We start from the raw sequence: 16,252 nt of genomic DNA, 5'->3' as shown, positions 1-16,252 counted from the left end.
GCCGTCCCCTATGCCGATTCTCGTCATTCTTGACACTGTCCGGTCAGCTTCTCTAGGATGCTGCCCATGCGCCGATTTAAACAGCTACTTGCGGGGCGCCAGGTGACTCATTCAGTTGCCGATAGAAGCTTGAAACAGGCTTCGAAATACCGCTAAAGCGCTGGTTCGGTGTTGCCTCTCACCTGCCATGCAGACTTTTGAGGCAGAGACACGACACAATGAATGCACTAAGCCCCGTTATACGCCCCGCGCCGATCACGGCACATCTCACCCAGCGCAATCCAAAAATCCTGCTTGGCGGCAAACATCAGCCGACACTTTTGCGTTATCTCGATGGCTGGCCACGTCGCACCGGTGGGCCTGCGGCCTTCCTGATCCAGTTTGTCGAAGAGGGTGAATCGCTGGCTCGATTTGCCAGCGACAGTTTCGATCTGGCGGTGATTCAATCGCCCAGCCTCGAGGACGCCCCCGAAGTGATCAAGCAATTGACTCGCGTTGCCCGACAGGGGCTGATTACCCGCCGTTGAGGCTTTGAACGCTGCGGCTCAGAGATACTCGATCGCCACGATATACACGCACTGCTCACCGGTCGGTGTCTGGACCCGAACCTCAGCGTCCAGCGCCTTGCCGATCAGGGCGCGCGCCAACGGCGAATCGATGCTGATCAGGCCCAGTTTCAAATCCAGTTCATCCGGCCCGACAATGCGATAGCGTGACTCTTTGCCGCCTTCGTCTTCGATCGTGACCCAGGCGCCAAAATAGACCTTGTTCGGATCGCTCGGTTTTTCGCTGACGACTTTGAGCGCTTCCAGCCGCTTGGTGAGAAAACGCACGCGACTGTCGATCTCGCGCAGCATCTTTTTGCCATAAGTGTATTCAGCGTTTTCCGAGCGATCGCCCTGTGCCGCGGCCTCGCTGACGGACTGTGTCACCTGCGGCCGCCGAACATGCCAGAGCTCATGAAACTCAGCCCGCATCCGCGCTTCACCTTCAGGGGTGATCAGCGCGGTGCCAGCGGTGCGGGGAGGGCGATAACGGCTCATGGCAACTTCTTGTGGTGGAGAGAGCTTGAGTCTATCAACCCTCGCGCAAGACTGTCAGTGGGCTGGCGTTCAGCGCGCGGCGTGTGCCGAACACGCCAGCCCCCCCGATCAACACCGCGCCGATCAGCGGCAATACCAGCAACCACGGATGCGGGTGCCACGGCAGGTCGAAGGCGTAGCGGTAGAGCACCAGACTCACCAGCTCAGAACCCAGCGCCGCCAACAACCCGCTGACCGCCCCAAGCAAACCGAACTCGATTCGCCGGGCCTTGACCAATAATTGCCGCTCGGCCCCCAGCGCTCGCAACAAGGCGCCTTGGCGAATGCGTTCATCGAGCGTCGCTTGCAAGCCTGAAAACAACACCGCCATCCCCGCCGCCAACACAAACAACAGCACGTATTCCACCGCGAGGGTGACTTGGGCGAGGATGCTGCGCAGCTGTTCGAGCAAGGCTTCGACTTGCAAGATGGTCACCGCCGGGAATGCCCGGGACAGATCCACGATTTGTTGATCATGACCGGCCGCCAGGTAAAAACTGGTCAGGTAAGTCGCCGGCAGATCCTTCAGTGTGCCGGGCTGGAAGATCATGAAGAAGTTAGGCTGGAAGTTATCCCAGTTGATCTCCCGCAGGCTGGTGACTTTCGCTTCGCGATTGACGCCGCCCACGGTAAACACCATGTGATCGCCGAGCTTGAGCTTCAGGCTTTCGGCGACTTTACCTTCCACCGATACGCCGGGTATTTCGTCCGGCGTCTGTTCGCCCCACCAGTTGCCCGCCGTGAGCTTGTTGCCCGCCGGCAAATCTGCCGCCCAGGTCAGGCTCAGGTCGCGCTGGATCGCTCGATCACCGGCCGAATCCTTGCTGACGATTTCCTGCACCGGCTCGCCGTTGACGCTGATCAGCCGTCCCGGTACCACCGGGTACAGCGGCGCCGATTGCGCCGACAGTTTGATCAGGTGATCGATGAACGCCTGTTTGTCCGCCGGCAGAATGTTAAGCGCGAAATAGTTGGGCGCGTTTTTCGGCAGCTGGTTCTGCCAGGTGTCCAGCAACTCGCCGCGCAGCAATGCGATCAGCGCCATGGACAGCAGAATCAAACCGAAGGCGAGGGATTGCCCCGCTGCCGCCAGCGGATGACGCAGCAATTGGCCTAGCCCGAGGCGCCATGGCAAAGAGGCACGCGCCAGCATTCGACGCAGGCTCTTCAGAAGCAGCAACAGCAAGCCGCCAAGCACCAACGCCGCGATCACACCGCCACCGAGCAGGGCGAAGGTCAATACCAGGTCCAGGCTCAGGCGCCACATGATCAGACCGAGGGCGCCCAATGCCGCGCCGTAGACCATCCAGGTGCTGGAAGGAATCGGCAGCATGTCCCGGCGCAATACCCGCAATGGCGGTACCCGACCCAGTGCCGCCAGTGGCGGCAAGGCAAAACCGGCCAGCGCCACCAATCCGGTGCCGATCCCGGCGATGGCAGGAAACAGACCGCCCGGTGGAACGTCGGTCGGTAATAAATCATGCAGCAGCGCGAACAGTCCCAGCTGCGCGAACCAGCCGATAAGGGCGCCGCTGATACTGGCGAGCAGACCGAGCACCGTCAGCTGCAAACTGAACAGCACCATAGTTTCCCGGCGGGACAATCCCAGACAACGCAGCAACGCACTGGCATCGAATCGGCGGGTGGCGAAGCGCGTAGCCGATAGCGCCACCGCCACACCCGACAGCAGAACCGCCACCAGACTGGCCATGTTCAAGTAACGCTCGGCCTTGCCCAAGGCGCCGCCGATCTGCCTATTGCCATCGCGGGCATCCTGCAAACGCTGGTTGGCGGCCAGGCCGGGTTTGATCAATTGACGATAGGTTTCCAGCGCCTCGGCTTTGCCGCGCCAGAGTTCGCGGTAGCTGACCCGGCTACCGGGTTGCACCACGCCGGTCGCGGCGAGGTCGCTGAGGTTGATCAGCACCCGCGGCGTCAGGCTGTAGAAATTGCCGGCGCGGTCCGGTTCGTAGGTCAGTACTCGCGCCAGTTTGAGGGTTCGCATGCCGACGTCGATGCTGTCGCCGATCTTCAGGTCCAGCGCGGTCAGCAGTCGCGCTTCGACCCAGGCTTCACCGGGTTTCGGTCCACCACCGGGTTCTTCCGGGGCGGAGGGCGCCGGGGCACTTTTCAGTTCGCCGCGCAATGGGTAGACGTCGTCGGCAGCCTTGATGCTGGACAACTGAATGCCATTATCAGTGGCGATGACGCTGGAGAACTCCACCACTTGAGCGTGTTCGAGGCCCAGCTCCGTGCCGCTTTTGATCTGTTCGGGCCGCGCGGGAGAGCTGCCTTCAAGCAGCAAGTCGGCACCGAGAAACTCGGTGGCGCGCAGCATCATGGCGCCGTTCAGGCGGGCGCCGAAGTAACCGATGGCGGTACTCGCCGCCACGGCCACCAGCAAGGCAAAAAACAACACGCGCAACTCACCGGCGCGGGCGTCGCGCATGAGTTGGCGCAAGGCAAGACTGAACAGGCGCAACAGCGGCAGGCGTGCCATCAAGGCTCCAGAGGGGCGACCAGCAGGCCGGCTTCAAGGCGGATCAGGCGTCGGCAGCGATGCGCCAGGCGTTCGTCGTGGGTTACCAGCACCAGGGTTGTGCCGCGTTCCTGGTTGAGTTCGAACAGCAGATCGCTGATGCGCTCGCCGGTGTGGCTGTCGAGGTTGCCGGTGGGTTCGTCGGCGAACAGTACATCGGGTTCGGCGGCAAACGCACGGGCAATCGCCACGCGTTGCTGTTCGCCACCCGAAAGCTGGCGAGGCGAATGGGTCAGCCGCTGGCCCAGGCCGACCCGTTGCAGCAGCTCGGTGGCGCGTTCACGGGCGTCTTTGCGGCCATCGAGTTCCAGCGGCAGCATGACGTTTTCCAGGGCGTTGAGACTGTCGAGCAACTGAAAGGACTGAAACACAAAACCGACGTGCTCGGCGCGGATACGGGCGCGCTGGTCTTCATCGAGATTGCTCAGGGCTTGCCCGGCGAGGGTGACGTCACCGCTGCTCGGCAGGTCAAGGCCGGCGAGCAGGCCGAGAAGGGTGGATTTGCCGGAACCGGAGGCACCGACAATGGCCAGGCTGTCGCCCTTGTTCAGTTCCAGGCTGAGTTCGTGCAGGATAGTCAGTTCACCTTCCGCGCTGGGAACCACTTTGCTGAGGTTCTTCGCGGTGAGAATGCTTGCGCCCATGGAGAGTCCGATGCGTGTGTGGTTTTTGAGTACTGGCCTGGCCTTGATGTGCATGGCCCAGAACGCAGCGGCGGGTACAGTCCTGATCGTTGGCGATAGTATCAGCGCGGGTTTCGGGCTGGATACCCGGTTGGGGTGGGTCTCCCTGCTCGAGCAACGGCTCAAGCGCGAAGGTTTCGACGATAAGGTGGTCAATGCGTCCATCAGCGGCGACACCAGCGCCGGAGGCCAGGCGCGCCTGCCCGCGCTGCTTGCAGAGCATAAGCCTGAGCTGGTGATCCTCGAGTTGGGCGGTAACGACGGGCTGCGTGGATTGCTGCCAACGCAATTGCAACAAAACCTTGCAGCAATGATCGACAGCTCCCGCGCGAGTGGCGCCAAGGTGCTGCTGCTCGGTATGCAATTGCCACCCAACTACGGTGTTCGTTATACCGAAGCCTTCGCGAAGGTCTACAGCACGCTGGCCGAGGAGAAAAAGATCCCGCTGGTGCCGTTTTTTCTCGACGGTGTGGGTGGTCACCCGGACTTGATGCAAGCCGACGGCTTGCACCCGGCTGCCGGGGCTCAGGACAAGTTGCTGGAAAATGTCTGGCCTACACTTAAACCGCTGCTTTGACGCTTTTCTAGCGGCGGTGTTTCGGCTAAGGTGGCGCCCCCGATTTGGAGCCCCCGATGCCGCGTCCTGCCTGGTCACTTTTTGCCTACCAACTGATCGAGCCTGACGAACAGCTGGATCTGTTCGCCTGCCAGGAAGTGCGGGTACATCTGGTGACCCGTCAACTGGAGTTGGGCGGCTCGGCGGACCGGACCTTGTGCGGCAGCCTGTTGCCAGCACAACCGCGCTGGTCGAGCGTCGATCGCCGTGTGTTCCAGGATCAGCGCCTGTGCTCGCTGTGTCGGGCCATTCTGGAATCGCAAAAACGCGGCACATCGCCAATCTGGCCGGAACTGCGTTTCGAGCTTTAAGGCCCTATAGATTGCTTGCTATCGGTCAACTCCCCGATTTTCCAGATGCCGGTGTACAATTCCATTTTTATACCCTTGTCGATCATGCGAAGGATTTTCCGGATGTTGCCGCGCTTTCCTGCCGTCACCCGCTACCTGTCTCTTGCCGCCCTCTGTGTGGCGGGTCCCGTAGCAGCATTGGAGCTGCCCCTGCCACCGCCCGGTGAAGACATCGTCGGTCAGGTCCAGGTGATCAAGGCCAAGTACGAAGATACCTTCGCGGACCTTGGCACCACCTACGATCTGGGCTATTCGGAAATGGTCGCGGCCAACCCTGGCGTCGATCCATGGCTGCCGGGCGCAGGTACCGAAATAGTGCTGCCGACGCGTTTCATCCTGCCGCCGGGTCCGCGTGAAGGCATCGTCATCAACCTGGCCGAATACCGCCTCTATTACTTCCCGAAAGGCCGGAACGTGGTGTACACGTTCCCGCTGGGTATCGGCCGTGAAGGTTGGGGCTCGCCGATTGCCCATACCAGCATCACCGCCAAGACGCCGAACCCGACCTGGACCCCTCCAGCGTCGATCAAGGCCGAGCACGCCGCCGATGGCGATCCACTGCCGAACGTGGTACCGGCCGGCCCGGACAACCCGCTGGGGCCGTTCAAGTTCACGCTGGGCACGCCGGGCTACCTGATCCACGGTTCGAACAAGAAGTTCGGCATCGGCATGCGCACCAGCCACGGTTGCTTCCGCATGTTCAACAACAACGTGCTGGAAATGGCGAGCATGGTGCCGGTAGGCACGTCTGTTCGCATTATCAGCGACCCGTACAAGTTCGGTGTCAGTGGCGGCAAGGTGTACCTGGAAGCGCACACGCCACTGGACGACAAGGGCAACCCTTCTGTGGTCGACAAACACACCGCGGTGATCAACGCGATGCTCAAGCGTGAGGACATCACCAATAACCTGCGCATGAACTGGGATGTGGTCCGCGACGTGGTTGCCGCCGAAGATGGTCTGCCGGTGGAAATCGGAGTGCCGAATTCCTCGGCGGCGATTGTGACGAATGCGCCGATCGACCCGCTGCAGTAATGCTTGAAAGGAACCCGCCGATGCTGACCGCATCGGCGGGTTTTTTATGGCCTGTACGAAATCGCAGGCAATAAAAAAGCCGACCCAAAAAATGGGTCGGCTTGATAACAATCCCGAAGGATTATTACTTGCGGCTAGCTTTGTCCAGCATGCGCAGAGCACGCTCGTTAGCTTCGTCAGCAGTCTGTTGTGCTTTTTGAGCAGCAGCCAGAGCTTCATCAGCTTTACGGTAAGCTTCGTCTGCACGAGCCTGGGAGCGAGCTGCTGCGTCTTCAGTAGCAGTCAGACGTGCTTCGGTTTCTTTCGATACGCTGCTGCAACCGGTAGCCAGAACTGCGGCCAGAGCCAGAGCAGAGAATTTCAGAACGTTGTTCATCGTGTTCCCCTTCAAGGACTTTCTATTAAGTTAGCTGTCTCCTCAGAGTGAGGAAATAGCCGGCGTACATACTACCCATTACTTGTCGTAAGTAAACTGACGTAAAGCAAGAAGCCAAAAAAATTGTAGGCGTTGATTCTTTTTCGAGCAACTTTTAACTGCGTTGTTTAAAAAATATCCAGCTGGGAAGCCCGAGCTGAGCGAGCCGCCGAAGAAAAGTTCCGTGCGCTCACAGCTCTTTTCCGAGTCTTGGCTAAAGTCTGTCTAGATGGATTCGTCCACACTTTTGTTCGGATTTTGCGTGGTGCCTCTCATATCTTTCTCCCATGTTCAGGTGACTTTAACAAAGGGCGCTCGTCTTAAGTCTCAACATCCGGCAATGTTCAGGCTGTCGACCTTCAGAGATCTTGGTCGAGCCGTCTCTGCGCAACCCGGAGCAGCACCCCCGCCCCCCAGCGTGATGACGAGCGTACCTTGAGCATTTCTGCCTAAAGGTGCCTACTATTTGATACGTGCTCGGTTGCGCGAGATGGGTGCAGTTCTTCTCGGTGTCCATTCAGGCACGGGGTGGCGTAGATGTTCCTTCGCCGGAAAAACATCGGTAAGGTAGGGGTCAGAATTCCAGACCCGCGAGGAGTAGTGATGAGCGAGGCGTTGTCCATCCACCATGACCAGGCTGGTCATCAGTTCGAGACCAATGTGGACGGTCATCGTGCCTACCTGACCTATATGGATCTGGGGAAACAGACCCTGGATATCTATCGCACTTTTGTGCCCAACGCGCTGCGTGGTCGCGGCATTGCGGCAGCCTTGACCGAGAAGGCGTTGGAGTACGCTGATGAAATGGGTTATACCGTCATTCCATCGTGTTCCTACGTGGAACGCTACATGGAGCGCCATCAGCGGCATGCAGCCAAGCTGAGCCAGTAACCTTTCACAGAATCGAACGCATAAAAAAACGCCGGGTAAGCCCGGCGTTTTTGTGTGCGGCGAAAAGTGATCAGCTGCGATCGCGTTTCGGCAGCACGTCCTTGAGCTTGGCATGCATGCTGCGCAAGGTGTTTTCGGTGGCGGTCCAGTCGATGCAGGCATCGGTGATCGACACGCCGTATTGCAGGTCGGCGAGGTCTTTCGGGATCGCCTGGCAGCCCCAATTCAAGTGACTTTCGACCATCAGGCCGATGATCGACTGGTTGCCTTCGAGGATCTGGTTGGCAACGTTCTCCATCACCAGCGGTTGCAGGGCCGGGTCCTTGTTGGAGTTGGCGTGGCTGCAATCGACCATGATGTTCGGCTTGATCTTCGCTTTGTTCAGCGCTTGCTCGCAGAGCGCGACGCTGACCGAATCGTAGTTCGGCTTGCCGTTGCCACCGCGCAGTACCACGTGACCGTAGGCATTGCCCTTGGTGGTGACGATCGACACCCCACCTTCCTGATTGATGCCCAGGAAGCGGTGAGGGCTGGAAACCGATTGCAGGGCGTTGATAGCGACCGTCAGGCCGCCGTCGGTGCCGTTCTTGAAGCCGACTGCCGAGGACAGGCCGGAGGCCATTTCACGGTGAGTCTGGGATTCAGTGGTGCGCGCACCGATGGCCGACCAGCTGATCAGGTCCTGCAAGTACTGCGGGGAGATCGGGTCGAGGGCTTCAGTTGCGGTCGGCAGGCCCATCTCGGCCAGGTCCAGCAACAATTGACGACCGATGTGCAGACCGTCCTGAATCTTGAAGGAGTCGTCCAGGTACGGATCGTTGATCAAACCTTTCCAGCCGACGGTGGTGCGTGGCTTCTCGAAATACACGCGCATGACCAGATACAGGGTATCGGACACTTCGGCCGCAAGCGCCTTCAGGCGCTCGGCGTATTCGTGGGCAGCCTTGATGTCGTGGATCGAGCAAGGCCCGATGACAACAAACAGGCGGTGGTCGGTGCCATCAAGAATGTTGCGAATGACTTCGCGACCCTTGGTGACAGTGCGCAGGGCAGCGTCGCTCAGAGGGATATCACGCTTGAGCTGATCAGGAGTGATCAGCGTCTCGTTGGAAGCGACGTTTAGGTCGTTGATCGGTAAATCAGCCATCGTTTACTCGTCAGGTCACGGGTGCCGGCCGCCAGCGAACCCGCGCGGCGGAGCACAGCAAATTAAGCGCGTCGGGGAGCAGAACCTTAGCGCGTTACACCGTGGCTCGACAATGGGCAGACACCGGTTTAAGGGGCATTCTCAATTAGTTTGCGCGGGGAAACCCATTGAAGATGCCCTTCCTAATCCAGCACAACCTGTGCAAATGCTCTGCGAACCGTCTCGTGAGAGAACTCGTCGGCATGCTCCTGGACCCATTCGAGGGCCAGGGCCTGGGTTTCCTGCAGATCGTCATGCACGTCATGCAGGCGGCAGTAACGTTCGATCTGACACACCTGCTCGCCCATCCGGGCACTGAACATCATCTGTTCGTCAACAAAGGCAATGCCTACCAGATAACCGCGTTTGCGTCGCAGGCACCAGGCTACATAGCCCAGAAAACGCATGTCGGGGTTCAAGGTTGGCATGCGTACTTCCAGCGCCGTACCGTGGCGCCAGGCGCGGTGGTAATTGCAAGCCATGCCCCCGACGCTGATAGTGTGCAGCTGTTGTCGTGAAATACACTCAGGTTTCAGCAACGTTAATTCGACGGGTACATCGTCAGGATGAGGAATAAAACGTCCCATGAGCACGGACTCCATGTGTCGGCCATCTGACATTGTTCCACCCAGTATAGTGGTCGAATTGGAACTGACTGATTTCGACGCCGACCAACGGCTGCTGGCGATGAGCGGTGTGTCGCTGGTTATTTTCACCAGCGTCGGCTGCGCCAGTTGCCGTTTTGCCCGTGAGCAATTGCCACGACTCGATCTGGACGTCGATCGGCTGTGCTGGATCGATGCCGGGAACAATGGCGGGGTGGTCGAGCGTTATCAGGTTTTTTATTTGCCGGCGCTGTTCTTGGTGCGCGACGGTGAATTTTTCGGGGCACTACAATCGCGCCTGACCGGCACGGAGCTCAATGCAGCCGTGCGTCAGGCGTTGAGTCGAATTGCAGAGGAGTTGCCATGATGGGGGCAGTGACCAAGCCGACAATCGGTATTATCGGTACCGGGGCGATCGGCGGTTTCTACGGGTTGATGCTGGCGCGTGCCGGTTTCGATGTGCATTTTCTGTTGCGCAGTGAATTCTCAGCGGTGGCCGAGCGCGGGTTGCAGCTCGACAGTGCGGTGCACGGCGCGCTGACGTTGAATCCGGTTCAGGCCTATTCGAGCGCCGAAGACATGCCGCCCTGTGACTGGTTATTGGTGGGCGCGAAAACTACCAGTAACGCGCAGCTGGCACCGACGATCATTCAAGCCGCGGCACCGAATGCCAAAGTGTTGTTGCTGCAAAATGGCCTGGACGTTGAAGACAGTCTGCGAGCGTTGCTCCCTGATTCGCTGCACGTGCTCGGTGGGCTCTGCTATATCTGCGTTCATCGCGAGGGACCAGGCGTCATCACCCATCAGGCGCTCGGCGCGGTGAATGTTGGCTATCACAGCGGCCTTGCAGCCGATGAGCCGGCGCGCATGGCGATTGTCGAGGAGGGCGCCGGGCTATTTCGCGCCGCCGGCATCGATTCCCAGGCCATGGCGAACCTGCATCAGACGCGCTGGCAAAAACTGGTCTGGAATATCCCTTACAACGGTCTGTCGGTTCTGCTCGGGGCAAGCACCACGCCGTTGATGGCCGATGCCGACAGTCGGGAACTGATCAAGGCTCTGATGGCTGAAGTGGTCCAAGGAGCAATCGCCTGCGGTCACGACGTGCCGGCCGGTTATGCCGATCATCTGTTCATGGTGACCGAGAAAATGCCGGACTATTGGCCGAGCATGTACCACGATTTTCTGCACAAACGACCGCTTGAACTAGAGGCGATTTACGCCCGGCCACTGGCGGCAGCCAAGGCCGCAGGGTGCGAGTTGCCGCGAATCGAAGCCTTGTATCGCAGTTTGAGTTTTATCGATCGACGAAACACCTGAGTCGATCATCCTGAGGGGGAAGGGCATGGCAAAGACTATCGACGACAAACTGGTGCTGGCGATTTCTTCGCGTGCGCTGTTCGACCTGAGCGAAAGCCACAAGGTCTATCTGTCGAGCGGCGTCGAAGCCTATCGGCAATATCAGATCGAACACGAAGACGAAATCCTCGAGCCCGGTGATGCATTTCCCCTGGTGCAGAAACTCCTCAACCTCAATTCCAGCCTTGGCCGCGCCCGGGTCGAGGTGATCCTGGTGTCGCGCAACAGTGCCGACACTGGCTTGCGGGTTTTCAATTCGATCCACCACTATGGCCTGGCGATTTCCCGTGCTGCGTTTGTCGGCGGGCGCAGTCCTTATCCATACCTGAAGGCGTTTGGCTGCGACCTGTTTCTCTCGACGCATGCCGAAGACGTGCGCAGTGCACTGGATGCCGGGTTCGCCGCCGCGACCATTCTGTCGGGTGGCGCCAGCCGTGCAGCCAGTGATGAATTGCGCATTGCCTTCGATGGTGACGCGGTGCTGTTTTCCGACGAATCGGAGCGCGTCTATCAGTCTGGCGGTCTGGAAGCGTTTCAGGCCAGCGAGCGTGAAGCCGCCCGCGAGCCGTTGCGCGGTGGGCCGTTCAAAGGCTTCCTTGCCGCCCTCAATCTGTTGCAGCGTGAGTTCCCGGATGATGCCTGTCCGATTCGCACCGCGCTGGTGACCGCGCGATCGGCGCCGGCCCATGAGCGAGTGATCCGTACCTTGCGCGAATGGGACATTCGTCTGGACGAGTCGCTGTTTCTCGGCGGCCTGACCAAGTCGGCGTTTCTCGAAGCCTTTGCCGCCGACGTGTTTTTCGACGATCAGGCGGGTCATTGCGAGTTGGCCCGCGAGGTGGTCGCCACCGGCCACGTGCCGCATGGCATAAGCAACGAGCAAAAGGTTTAAGCCCACGGTTCAACGCGTTACGCGAAACGTCGTACTCGCCAAGGCACTGCTAAGCTGAATCAATCTCCGCCATGTCGGCACTCGAGGAGGTCATATGATTCGTTCTATGTTGTACGCCACTGACCTCGGCCTGTACGCACCTTTGGTAATGCAGCATGCCTTGGCGCTGGCGCGCACATTCAATGCCGATCTATACGTGGTGCACGCTGTTGAACCGATGGGGCTATTCGCTGAATCGGTGCTTCAGAGTTACCTCGATGAGCAAGCATTGAACGAGTTTCACAGTCAGGGCCTGAATACGGTGATAGCCAATATCGAGCAGCGGGTGCTCGACAGCTTTCGTGAAGAACTGGGGGATGAGGGGGCGCAGGATCTGGAGCGGATTCAAACGGTGCGGGTGCTTCAGGGCGATCCGTCACAGGTGATTCTCGACCAGGCGCAGAAACTCTCCGTGGATTTGCTGATCGTAGGTAGTCATAGCCATGGTGCTGGCGCGGAAACACCTTTGGGCCGGACTGCAGCGCGGGTGCTGCAACTGTCTCGGGTGCCGGTCTATCTGGTGCCGCTGGTGGAGCGTCGTCGCCAAGGGGATCGCTAGAACACGAATAGTGGCAATTTGACAAAAAAGTTCTAGATTTATTCTTCAAACCATTAATATAGTTATATACCGTCGCTGATGCCCGTGGCGTCTACCTGCTTTGAGGGATTCATATGAAGCTTCAACAATTGCGCTACATCTGGGAAGTGGCGCACCACGACCTCAACGTTTCCGCTACAGCCCAAAGCCTTTACACGTCGCAACCGGGCATCAGTAAGCAGATCCGTCTGCTGGAAGACGAATTGGGGGTCGAGGTTTTCGCTCGCAGCGGTAAGCACCTGACCCGCGTCACCCCGGCCGGCGAGCGCATTATCACCACCGCCGGCGAGATCCTGCGCAAGGTTGAAAGCATCAAGCAGATCGCCCAGGAATTCTCCAACGAGAAGAAAGGCACCCTGTCGATCGCCACCACGCACACCCAGGCACGATATGCGTTGCCGCCGGTGATCAGCAATTTCATCAAGCAATACCCGGACGTTGCCCTGCACATGCACCAGGGTTCGCCGATGCAGATCGCTGAAATGGCCGCTGACGGCACCGTGGATTTCGCCATCGCCACTGAAGCGCTGGAGCTGTTCGGTGACCTGGTGATGATGCCGTGCTATCGCTGGAACCGCTGCGTGGTCGTGCCTCAGGGCCACCCGCTGACCAAGCTGTCGAAGTTGACCCTCGAAGCTCTGGCCGAATACCCGATCGTGACGTACGTGTTCGGTTTCACCGGCCGCTCGAAGCTCGACGAAGCGTTCAGCCATCGCGGCCTGACGCCGAAAGTGGTGTTCACCGCCGCCGACGCCGACGTGATCAAGACTTACGTCCGCCTGGGTCTGGGCGTGGGCATCGTGGCGAAAATGGCGGTCGATGCCAAACTCGACAGCGACCTGGTCATGCTTGATGCCAGCGACTTGTTCGAATCCAGCATTACTAAAATCGGTTTCCGTCGCGGCACGTTCCTGCGTGGCTTCATGTGCGACTTCATCGAGAAGTTCGCCCCGCACCTGACCCGCGAAGTCATGGCCAAGGCCATCCAGTGCCACAACAAGCAGGAACTGGAAGAGCTGTTCGACGGCGTCGAACTGCCGGTCCATTAATCCTGCTAAATGACCTCGGTAACAGCAAACTGTTGCCGAGCACCCGCCACCAGAATCTCCACCTCGTCCCCTTCGAACTTGCCCAGCAGACTCTTGCCCAGAGGCGAACGAGGGGTGATGACGGTAATCCATTGCCCCACCACGTCGACCTTCAAACCCGCCGCGTCGGGGGCCAGAAACAACCATTGCTCACGACCCTTTTCGTCTTCCAGACCGAGCAGGGCACCGACTTCGATGCCACGCTGATCGTCATAAGGTCGCAGCGTAAGGTTCTGGCAAAGCGTCAGTGACTGCCTGATTTCCTCCACCCGTCGGGCTTGCCCGGCTGCCAGATATGACGCCTCCAGTCCTAGCGTGTCGTACTTGTTCTCGGCGATGTTTTCTTCGTGGGTCGCGGTTTCGTAAGCGGTTTGCGCGGCGCGCTCGGCGATGTCGAGGTCGATCCGCAGCTTGTCGAGAATCAGTTGGTGGACGGTCGGCTTGTGCATAGAGAGCTCATGATCAATCGCAGAATTGCTGGACGTTGGCGCGGCTTTTTTCGCTCGGTGCAGTCTGGTCCTGTTGCAACCAGAACTGGCATTTGGGGTTCGACAGATTACGGTTGTTGCTGCGGGCCTGATCAAGCCTTTGCTGCTGCTCGTTTTTGCGCAGGTTTTCTTCGTACTGTTCGAATAACGGGCTCTGCGGCGGAATGTCCGGCGCCGGTTGCACCACCACCGGTGGTTTGGCCAGTTGCTGCACGGCCTCTGCCACGGGAGCCAGCTGCTCGCTGAACAACAGTCGGGAGGCAAGCCAGCACGTCAGCACGATCGCGATAAAGCCCAGCCACACACCCAGGGCAATGCTGCCGGTCAGTTGCAAGGCGTTGAGCTGGATCGGCAACGGGCGGCGCGGGTTGGGGCGATAGGGCATGGCTGCCTCCTGGCGGGTGGTCGCGGGCAAGTGGCGATTGTCGCATGAAGATTAATCGCCGTCGGCTCTTCTGCACGGGGTAATTTATGAGGACAATCGGCGCCTTTGCCAACGGGAGCCTGGAATGCCTGAAATGCCTCAAGTAAAAAACTGCTGGCGCTGGGATATTTTTTGCACCGTGGTCGACAACTTTGGTGACATCGGCGTGACCTGGCGTCTGGCCCGACAACTGGTGGCCGAACATTCGGTGGCGGTGCGTTTGTGGGTCGATGATCTGCGGGCCTTCGAGCGCTTGTGCCCGGACATTGACATCAACGCCTCACAGCAATGGCAGCAGGGCGTCGAAGTGCGTCAGTGGACGGCCGACTGGCAGCCCACTGACGCTGCTGATGTAGTGATCGCAGCATTCGCCTGCCAATTGCCGAGTGCTTACATGGAGGCCATGGCCGAGCGGGAAAAACCGCCGCTGTGGATGAATCTCGATTATCTGAGTGCCGAGGACTGGATCGTCGGCTGCCACGGCTTGCCGTCGGTGAAATACAAGAACGTACAAAAATTCTTCTTCTTTCCGGGGTTTCAGAAGGGCACCGGTGGCTTGCTGCGTGAAAGCGGATTGCTTGAGCGTCGTCAGCAGTTTCAGCAAAACCCCGAGGCTCAGCGAGAATTCCTGCAAGGTTTAGGGATTGATCGCGCGCAAGGTGCGCAGTTGATCTCGCTGTTTGCCTACGAAAACAACGGCCTGGCCAGTTGGCTCGAGGCAATGGCTGCCGACTCGACGTCCACTCATCTGCTGGTGCCCGAAGGTCGAATTCTTGGGGATGTCGAACGTTGGCTCGGTGTGGACGGCCTGGCGGCCGGCGCGGTGCATGTGCGCGGTGAATTGACCGTGCAAGTGCTGCCGTTCGTCCGACAGGATCAATATGATCACCTGCTCTGGTGCTCCGATTTCAACGCCGTGCGCGGTGAAGATTCCTTTGTTCGCGCCCAATGGGCGGGCCGGCCGCTGCTCTGGCACATCTATCAGCAGGACGAAGACATCCACCTGGACAAGCTCGACGCCTTCCTCGCTCTGTACACCAAAGGCCTGTCGGAGCCTGCCCGCGAGGCGATCAGCGGTCTTTGGCGGGCGTGGAATGCGGGTGACAATATGACCGGGCACTGGCAATCGACCCGAAAACACTGGCCAGAACTGCAAAAACACGCCGAAGCGTGGTGTCTGGAACAGGCTTTGCAGGCAGATCTTGCCGCGGCGCTGGTACAGTTTTATGTAAATTGGATATGATACGCGGCCTAGATTTTTGTAAATCCCATCCAAATTCGGATATTCGCAATGAAAACTGGTAAAGAACTGAAACCCGGTACCGTGATCCGTCTCGAAAACGATCCTTGGCTGGTTCAGAAAGCTGAATTCACCAAGTCTGGTCGTAACAGCGCGATCATGAAGACCAAGCTGAAAAACCTGCTGACCGGTTACAAGACCGAGATCGTTTACAGCGCCGACGACAAGCTGGACGACGTAATCCTCGACCGCAAAGAAGCGACCCTGTCCTTCATTAGCGGCGACACCTACACGTTCATGGACACCACCGACTACACCATGTACGAGCTGAATGCTGAAGACATCGAAGCCGTTCTGCCTTTCGTTGAAGAAGGCATGACCGATGTTTGCGAAGCGATCTTCTTCGAAGAGCGTCTGGTTTCCGTAGAACTGCCGACCACCATCGTGCGCGTAGTTGACTACACCGAAGGTTCGGCTCGCGGCGACACTTCCGGCAAGGTGATGAAGCCTGCCAAGCTGAGCAACGGTACTGAGCTGCAAGTTGCTGACTTCATCGAAATCGGTGACAAGATCGAGATCGACACCCGCGAAGGCGGTTCCTACAAAGGCCGTGCTAAATAAGCACTGTTTTTCAGGAATGAAAGAGCCCGACCATTGAGTCGGGCTTTTTTGTGTGCGCCCCGCATGGGCGCAATCTTGTGGGTGAAAGTCCCGCCGTAAGC

20 protein-coding genes are annotated in these 16,252 nt (G+C 58.9%); 12 read left to right on the top strand and 8 right to left on the bottom strand.

Annotated features, from left to right (window positions below):
• Positions 1-218 precede the first annotated feature (218 nt).
• A complete protein-coding gene (locus VD17_RS30035) occupies positions 219-527 on the top strand; it encodes a hypothetical protein (RefSeq protein WP_046056997.1) in 309 nt (102 codons plus the stop codon).
• A gap of 18 nt (positions 528-545) precedes the next feature.
• On the opposite strand, the gene greB is transcribed toward VD17_RS30035, so the two are convergent.
• From greB to VD17_RS30020, 3 genes are read right to left on the bottom strand one after another with little or no spacing between them, the layout of a single operon-like run.
• The gene (greB, locus tag VD17_RS30030) at positions 546-1,043 is read right to left on the bottom strand and encodes a transcription elongation factor GreB (RefSeq protein ID WP_046056996.1); all 498 of its coding nucleotides are present in this window, start codon (positions 1,041-1,043) and stop codon (positions 546-548) included.
• A gap of 34 nt (positions 1,044-1,077) precedes the next feature.
• Positions 1,078-3,582 (bottom strand): ABC transporter permease, encoded by a 2,505-nt coding sequence (locus tag VD17_RS30025; protein WP_046056995.1) that lies wholly within the window; start codon positions 3,580-3,582, stop codon positions 1,078-1,080.
• On the bottom strand, positions 3,582-4,265 hold the full coding sequence (locus VD17_RS30020; RefSeq protein WP_033057202.1) for an ABC transporter ATP-binding protein: 684 nt from the start codon (positions 4,263-4,265) through the stop codon (positions 3,582-3,584). Before VD17_RS30020 ends, VD17_RS30025 begins: the two co-directional genes overlap by 1 nt.
• Before the next feature lie 10 nt (positions 4,266-4,275).
• Between VD17_RS30020 and VD17_RS30015 the strand changes: the two genes are divergently transcribed.
• From VD17_RS30015 to VD17_RS30005, 3 genes are all read left to right on the top strand, one after another.
• Positions 4,276-4,881: an arylesterase gene (locus VD17_RS30015; RefSeq protein WP_033057201.1), complete on the top strand. Its 606-nt coding sequence runs from the start codon at positions 4,276-4,278 to the stop codon at positions 4,879-4,881.
• A gap of 56 nt (positions 4,882-4,937) precedes the next feature.
• Complete coding sequence (locus VD17_RS30010) at positions 4,938-5,231, top strand: hypothetical protein (RefSeq protein WP_003226812.1); 294 nt, start codon at positions 4,938-4,940, stop codon at positions 5,229-5,231.
• Between the two features lie 102 nt (positions 5,232-5,333).
• Positions 5,334-6,305 (top strand): L,D-transpeptidase family protein, encoded by a 972-nt coding sequence (locus VD17_RS30005; RefSeq protein WP_046056994.1) that lies wholly within the window; start codon positions 5,334-5,336, stop codon positions 6,303-6,305.
• 124 nt (positions 6,306-6,429) lie between these two features.
• Here VD17_RS30005 and oprI read toward each other — a convergent pair whose 3' ends face one another.
• Positions 6,430-6,681, bottom strand: a complete 252-nt coding sequence (gene oprI, locus VD17_RS30000) for an outer membrane lipoprotei OprI (protein WP_002553018.1) — start codon at positions 6,679-6,681, stop codon at positions 6,430-6,432.
• A 642-nt stretch (positions 6,682-7,323) separates the two neighbouring features.
• On the opposite strand from oprI, the gene VD17_RS29995 reads away from it, so the two are divergent.
• Positions 7,324-7,611, top strand: coding sequence for a GNAT family N-acetyltransferase (locus VD17_RS29995; RefSeq protein ID WP_007973562.1), 288 nt, complete (start codon positions 7,324-7,326; stop codon positions 7,609-7,611).
• 70 nt (positions 7,612-7,681) lie between these two features.
• Here VD17_RS29995 and VD17_RS29990 read toward each other — a convergent pair whose 3' ends face one another.
• The gene (locus tag VD17_RS29990; protein WP_007899930.1) at positions 7,682-8,758 is read right to left on the bottom strand and encodes a 3-deoxy-7-phosphoheptulonate synthase; all 1,077 of its coding nucleotides are present in this window, start codon (positions 8,756-8,758) and stop codon (positions 7,682-7,684) included.
• 182 nt (positions 8,759-8,940) lie between these two features.
• Positions 8,941-9,384, bottom strand: a complete 444-nt coding sequence (locus tag VD17_RS29985) for a PilZ domain-containing protein (protein ID WP_046056993.1) — start codon at positions 9,382-9,384, stop codon at positions 8,941-8,943.
• Between VD17_RS29985 and VD17_RS29980 the strand changes: the two genes are divergently transcribed.
• From VD17_RS29980 to cysB, 5 genes are all read left to right on the top strand, one after another.
• Positions 9,383-9,769, top strand: coding sequence for a thioredoxin family protein (locus tag VD17_RS29980; RefSeq protein ID WP_046056992.1), 387 nt, complete (start codon positions 9,383-9,385; stop codon positions 9,767-9,769). The two genes, VD17_RS29985 and VD17_RS29980, sit on opposite strands and share 2 nt — an antisense overlap.
• Positions 9,766-10,722: a putative 2-dehydropantoate 2-reductase gene (locus tag VD17_RS29975; RefSeq protein WP_046056991.1), complete on the top strand. Its 957-nt coding sequence runs from the start codon at positions 9,766-9,768 to the stop codon at positions 10,720-10,722. Before VD17_RS29980 ends, VD17_RS29975 begins: the two co-directional genes overlap by 4 nt.
• 25 nt (positions 10,723-10,747) lie before the next feature.
• The gene (locus VD17_RS29970; RefSeq protein ID WP_046056990.1) at positions 10,748-11,653 is read left to right on the top strand and encodes a 5'-nucleotidase; all 906 of its coding nucleotides are present in this window, start codon (positions 10,748-10,750) and stop codon (positions 11,651-11,653) included.
• 94 nt (positions 11,654-11,747) lie between these two features.
• A complete protein-coding gene (locus VD17_RS29965; RefSeq protein WP_046056989.1) occupies positions 11,748-12,251 on the top strand; it encodes a universal stress protein in 504 nt (167 codons plus the stop codon).
• A gap of 113 nt (positions 12,252-12,364) precedes the next feature.
• Positions 12,365-13,339, top strand: coding sequence for an HTH-type transcriptional regulator CysB (cysB, locus tag VD17_RS29960; protein WP_008148549.1), 975 nt, complete (start codon positions 12,365-12,367; stop codon positions 13,337-13,339).
• A 5-nt stretch (positions 13,340-13,344) separates the two neighbouring features.
• Here cysB and VD17_RS29955 read toward each other — a convergent pair whose 3' ends face one another.
• Together VD17_RS29955 and VD17_RS29950 are read right to left on the bottom strand one after the other, a co-directional pair.
• The gene (locus VD17_RS29955) at positions 13,345-13,827 is read right to left on the bottom strand and encodes a GreA/GreB family elongation factor (protein WP_046056988.1); all 483 of its coding nucleotides are present in this window, start codon (positions 13,825-13,827) and stop codon (positions 13,345-13,347) included.
• 13 nt (positions 13,828-13,840) lie between these two features.
• Positions 13,841-14,251, bottom strand: a complete 411-nt coding sequence (locus tag VD17_RS29950) for a hypothetical protein (protein ID WP_046056987.1) — start codon at positions 14,249-14,251, stop codon at positions 13,841-13,843.
• A 124-nt stretch (positions 14,252-14,375) separates the two neighbouring features.
• Here VD17_RS29950 and earP point away from each other — a divergent pair, with 124 nt between their 5' ends.
• Together earP and VD17_RS29940 are read left to right on the top strand one after the other, a co-directional pair.
• On the top strand, positions 14,376-15,533 hold the full coding sequence (gene earP / locus VD17_RS29945; protein WP_046056986.1) for an elongation factor P maturation arginine rhamnosyltransferase EarP: 1,158 nt from the start codon (positions 14,376-14,378) through the stop codon (positions 15,531-15,533).
• 48 nt (positions 15,534-15,581) lie between these two features.
• The gene (locus tag VD17_RS29940; RefSeq protein WP_028619992.1) at positions 15,582-16,151 is read left to right on the top strand and encodes an elongation factor P; all 570 of its coding nucleotides are present in this window, start codon (positions 15,582-15,584) and stop codon (positions 16,149-16,151) included.
• Positions 16,152-16,252: the final 101 nt, after the last annotated feature.

It is taken from the genome of Pseudomonas fluorescens, from assembly GCF_000968015.1.
In the GTDB taxonomy this organism is placed as follows: domain Bacteria; phylum Pseudomonadota; class Gammaproteobacteria; order Pseudomonadales; family Pseudomonadaceae; genus Aquipseudomonas; species Aquipseudomonas fluorescens_W.
This window is presented reverse-complemented; position numbering and strand designations above follow the sequence as displayed.

Bases quoted from the DNA above. Each gene is read 5' to 3' on its own strand.
- VD17_RS30035 (WP_046056997.1), top strand. From the start codon at position 219: ATGAATGCACTAAGCCCCGTTATACGCCCCGCGCCGATCACGGCACAT.
- greB (WP_046056996.1), bottom strand. From the start codon at position 1,043: ATGAGCCGTTATCGCCCTCCCCGCACCGCTGGCACCGCGCTGATCACC.
- VD17_RS30025 (WP_046056995.1), bottom strand. From the start codon at position 3,582: ATGGCACGCCTGCCGCTGTTGCGCCTGTTCAGTCTTGCCTTGCGCCAA.
- VD17_RS30020 (WP_033057202.1), bottom strand. From the start codon at position 4,265: ATGGGCGCAAGCATTCTCACCGCGAAGAACCTCAGCAAAGTGGTTCCC.
- VD17_RS30015 (WP_033057201.1), top strand. From the start codon at position 4,276: ATGCGTGTGTGGTTTTTGAGTACTGGCCTGGCCTTGATGTGCATGGCC.
- VD17_RS30010 (WP_003226812.1), top strand. From the start codon at position 4,938: ATGCCGCGTCCTGCCTGGTCACTTTTTGCCTACCAACTGATCGAGCCT.
- VD17_RS30005 (WP_046056994.1), top strand. From the start codon at position 5,334: ATGTTGCCGCGCTTTCCTGCCGTCACCCGCTACCTGTCTCTTGCCGCC.
- oprI (WP_002553018.1), bottom strand. From the start codon at position 6,681: ATGAACAACGTTCTGAAATTCTCTGCTCTGGCTCTGGCCGCAGTTCTG.
- VD17_RS29995 (WP_007973562.1), top strand. From the start codon at position 7,324: ATGAGCGAGGCGTTGTCCATCCACCATGACCAGGCTGGTCATCAGTTC.
- VD17_RS29990 (WP_007899930.1), bottom strand. From the start codon at position 8,758: ATGGCTGATTTACCGATCAACGACCTAAACGTCGCTTCCAACGAGACG.
- VD17_RS29980 (WP_046056992.1), top strand. From the start codon at position 9,383: ATGAGCACGGACTCCATGTGTCGGCCATCTGACATTGTTCCACCCAGT.
- VD17_RS29985 (WP_046056993.1), bottom strand. From the start codon at position 9,384: ATGGGACGTTTTATTCCTCATCCTGACGATGTACCCGTCGAATTAACG.
- VD17_RS29975 (WP_046056991.1), top strand. From the start codon at position 9,766: ATGATGGGGGCAGTGACCAAGCCGACAATCGGTATTATCGGTACCGGG.
- VD17_RS29970 (WP_046056990.1), top strand. From the start codon at position 10,748: ATGGCAAAGACTATCGACGACAAACTGGTGCTGGCGATTTCTTCGCGT.
- VD17_RS29965 (WP_046056989.1), top strand. From the start codon at position 11,748: ATGATTCGTTCTATGTTGTACGCCACTGACCTCGGCCTGTACGCACCT.
- cysB (WP_008148549.1), top strand. From the start codon at position 12,365: ATGAAGCTTCAACAATTGCGCTACATCTGGGAAGTGGCGCACCACGAC.
- VD17_RS29955 (WP_046056988.1), bottom strand. From the start codon at position 13,827: ATGCACAAGCCGACCGTCCACCAACTGATTCTCGACAAGCTGCGGATC.
- VD17_RS29950 (WP_046056987.1), bottom strand. From the start codon at position 14,251: ATGCCCTATCGCCCCAACCCGCGCCGCCCGTTGCCGATCCAGCTCAAC.
- earP (WP_046056986.1), top strand. From the start codon at position 14,376: ATGCCTGAAATGCCTCAAGTAAAAAACTGCTGGCGCTGGGATATTTTT.
- VD17_RS29940 (WP_028619992.1), top strand. From the start codon at position 15,582: ATGAAAACTGGTAAAGAACTGAAACCCGGTACCGTGATCCGTCTCGAA.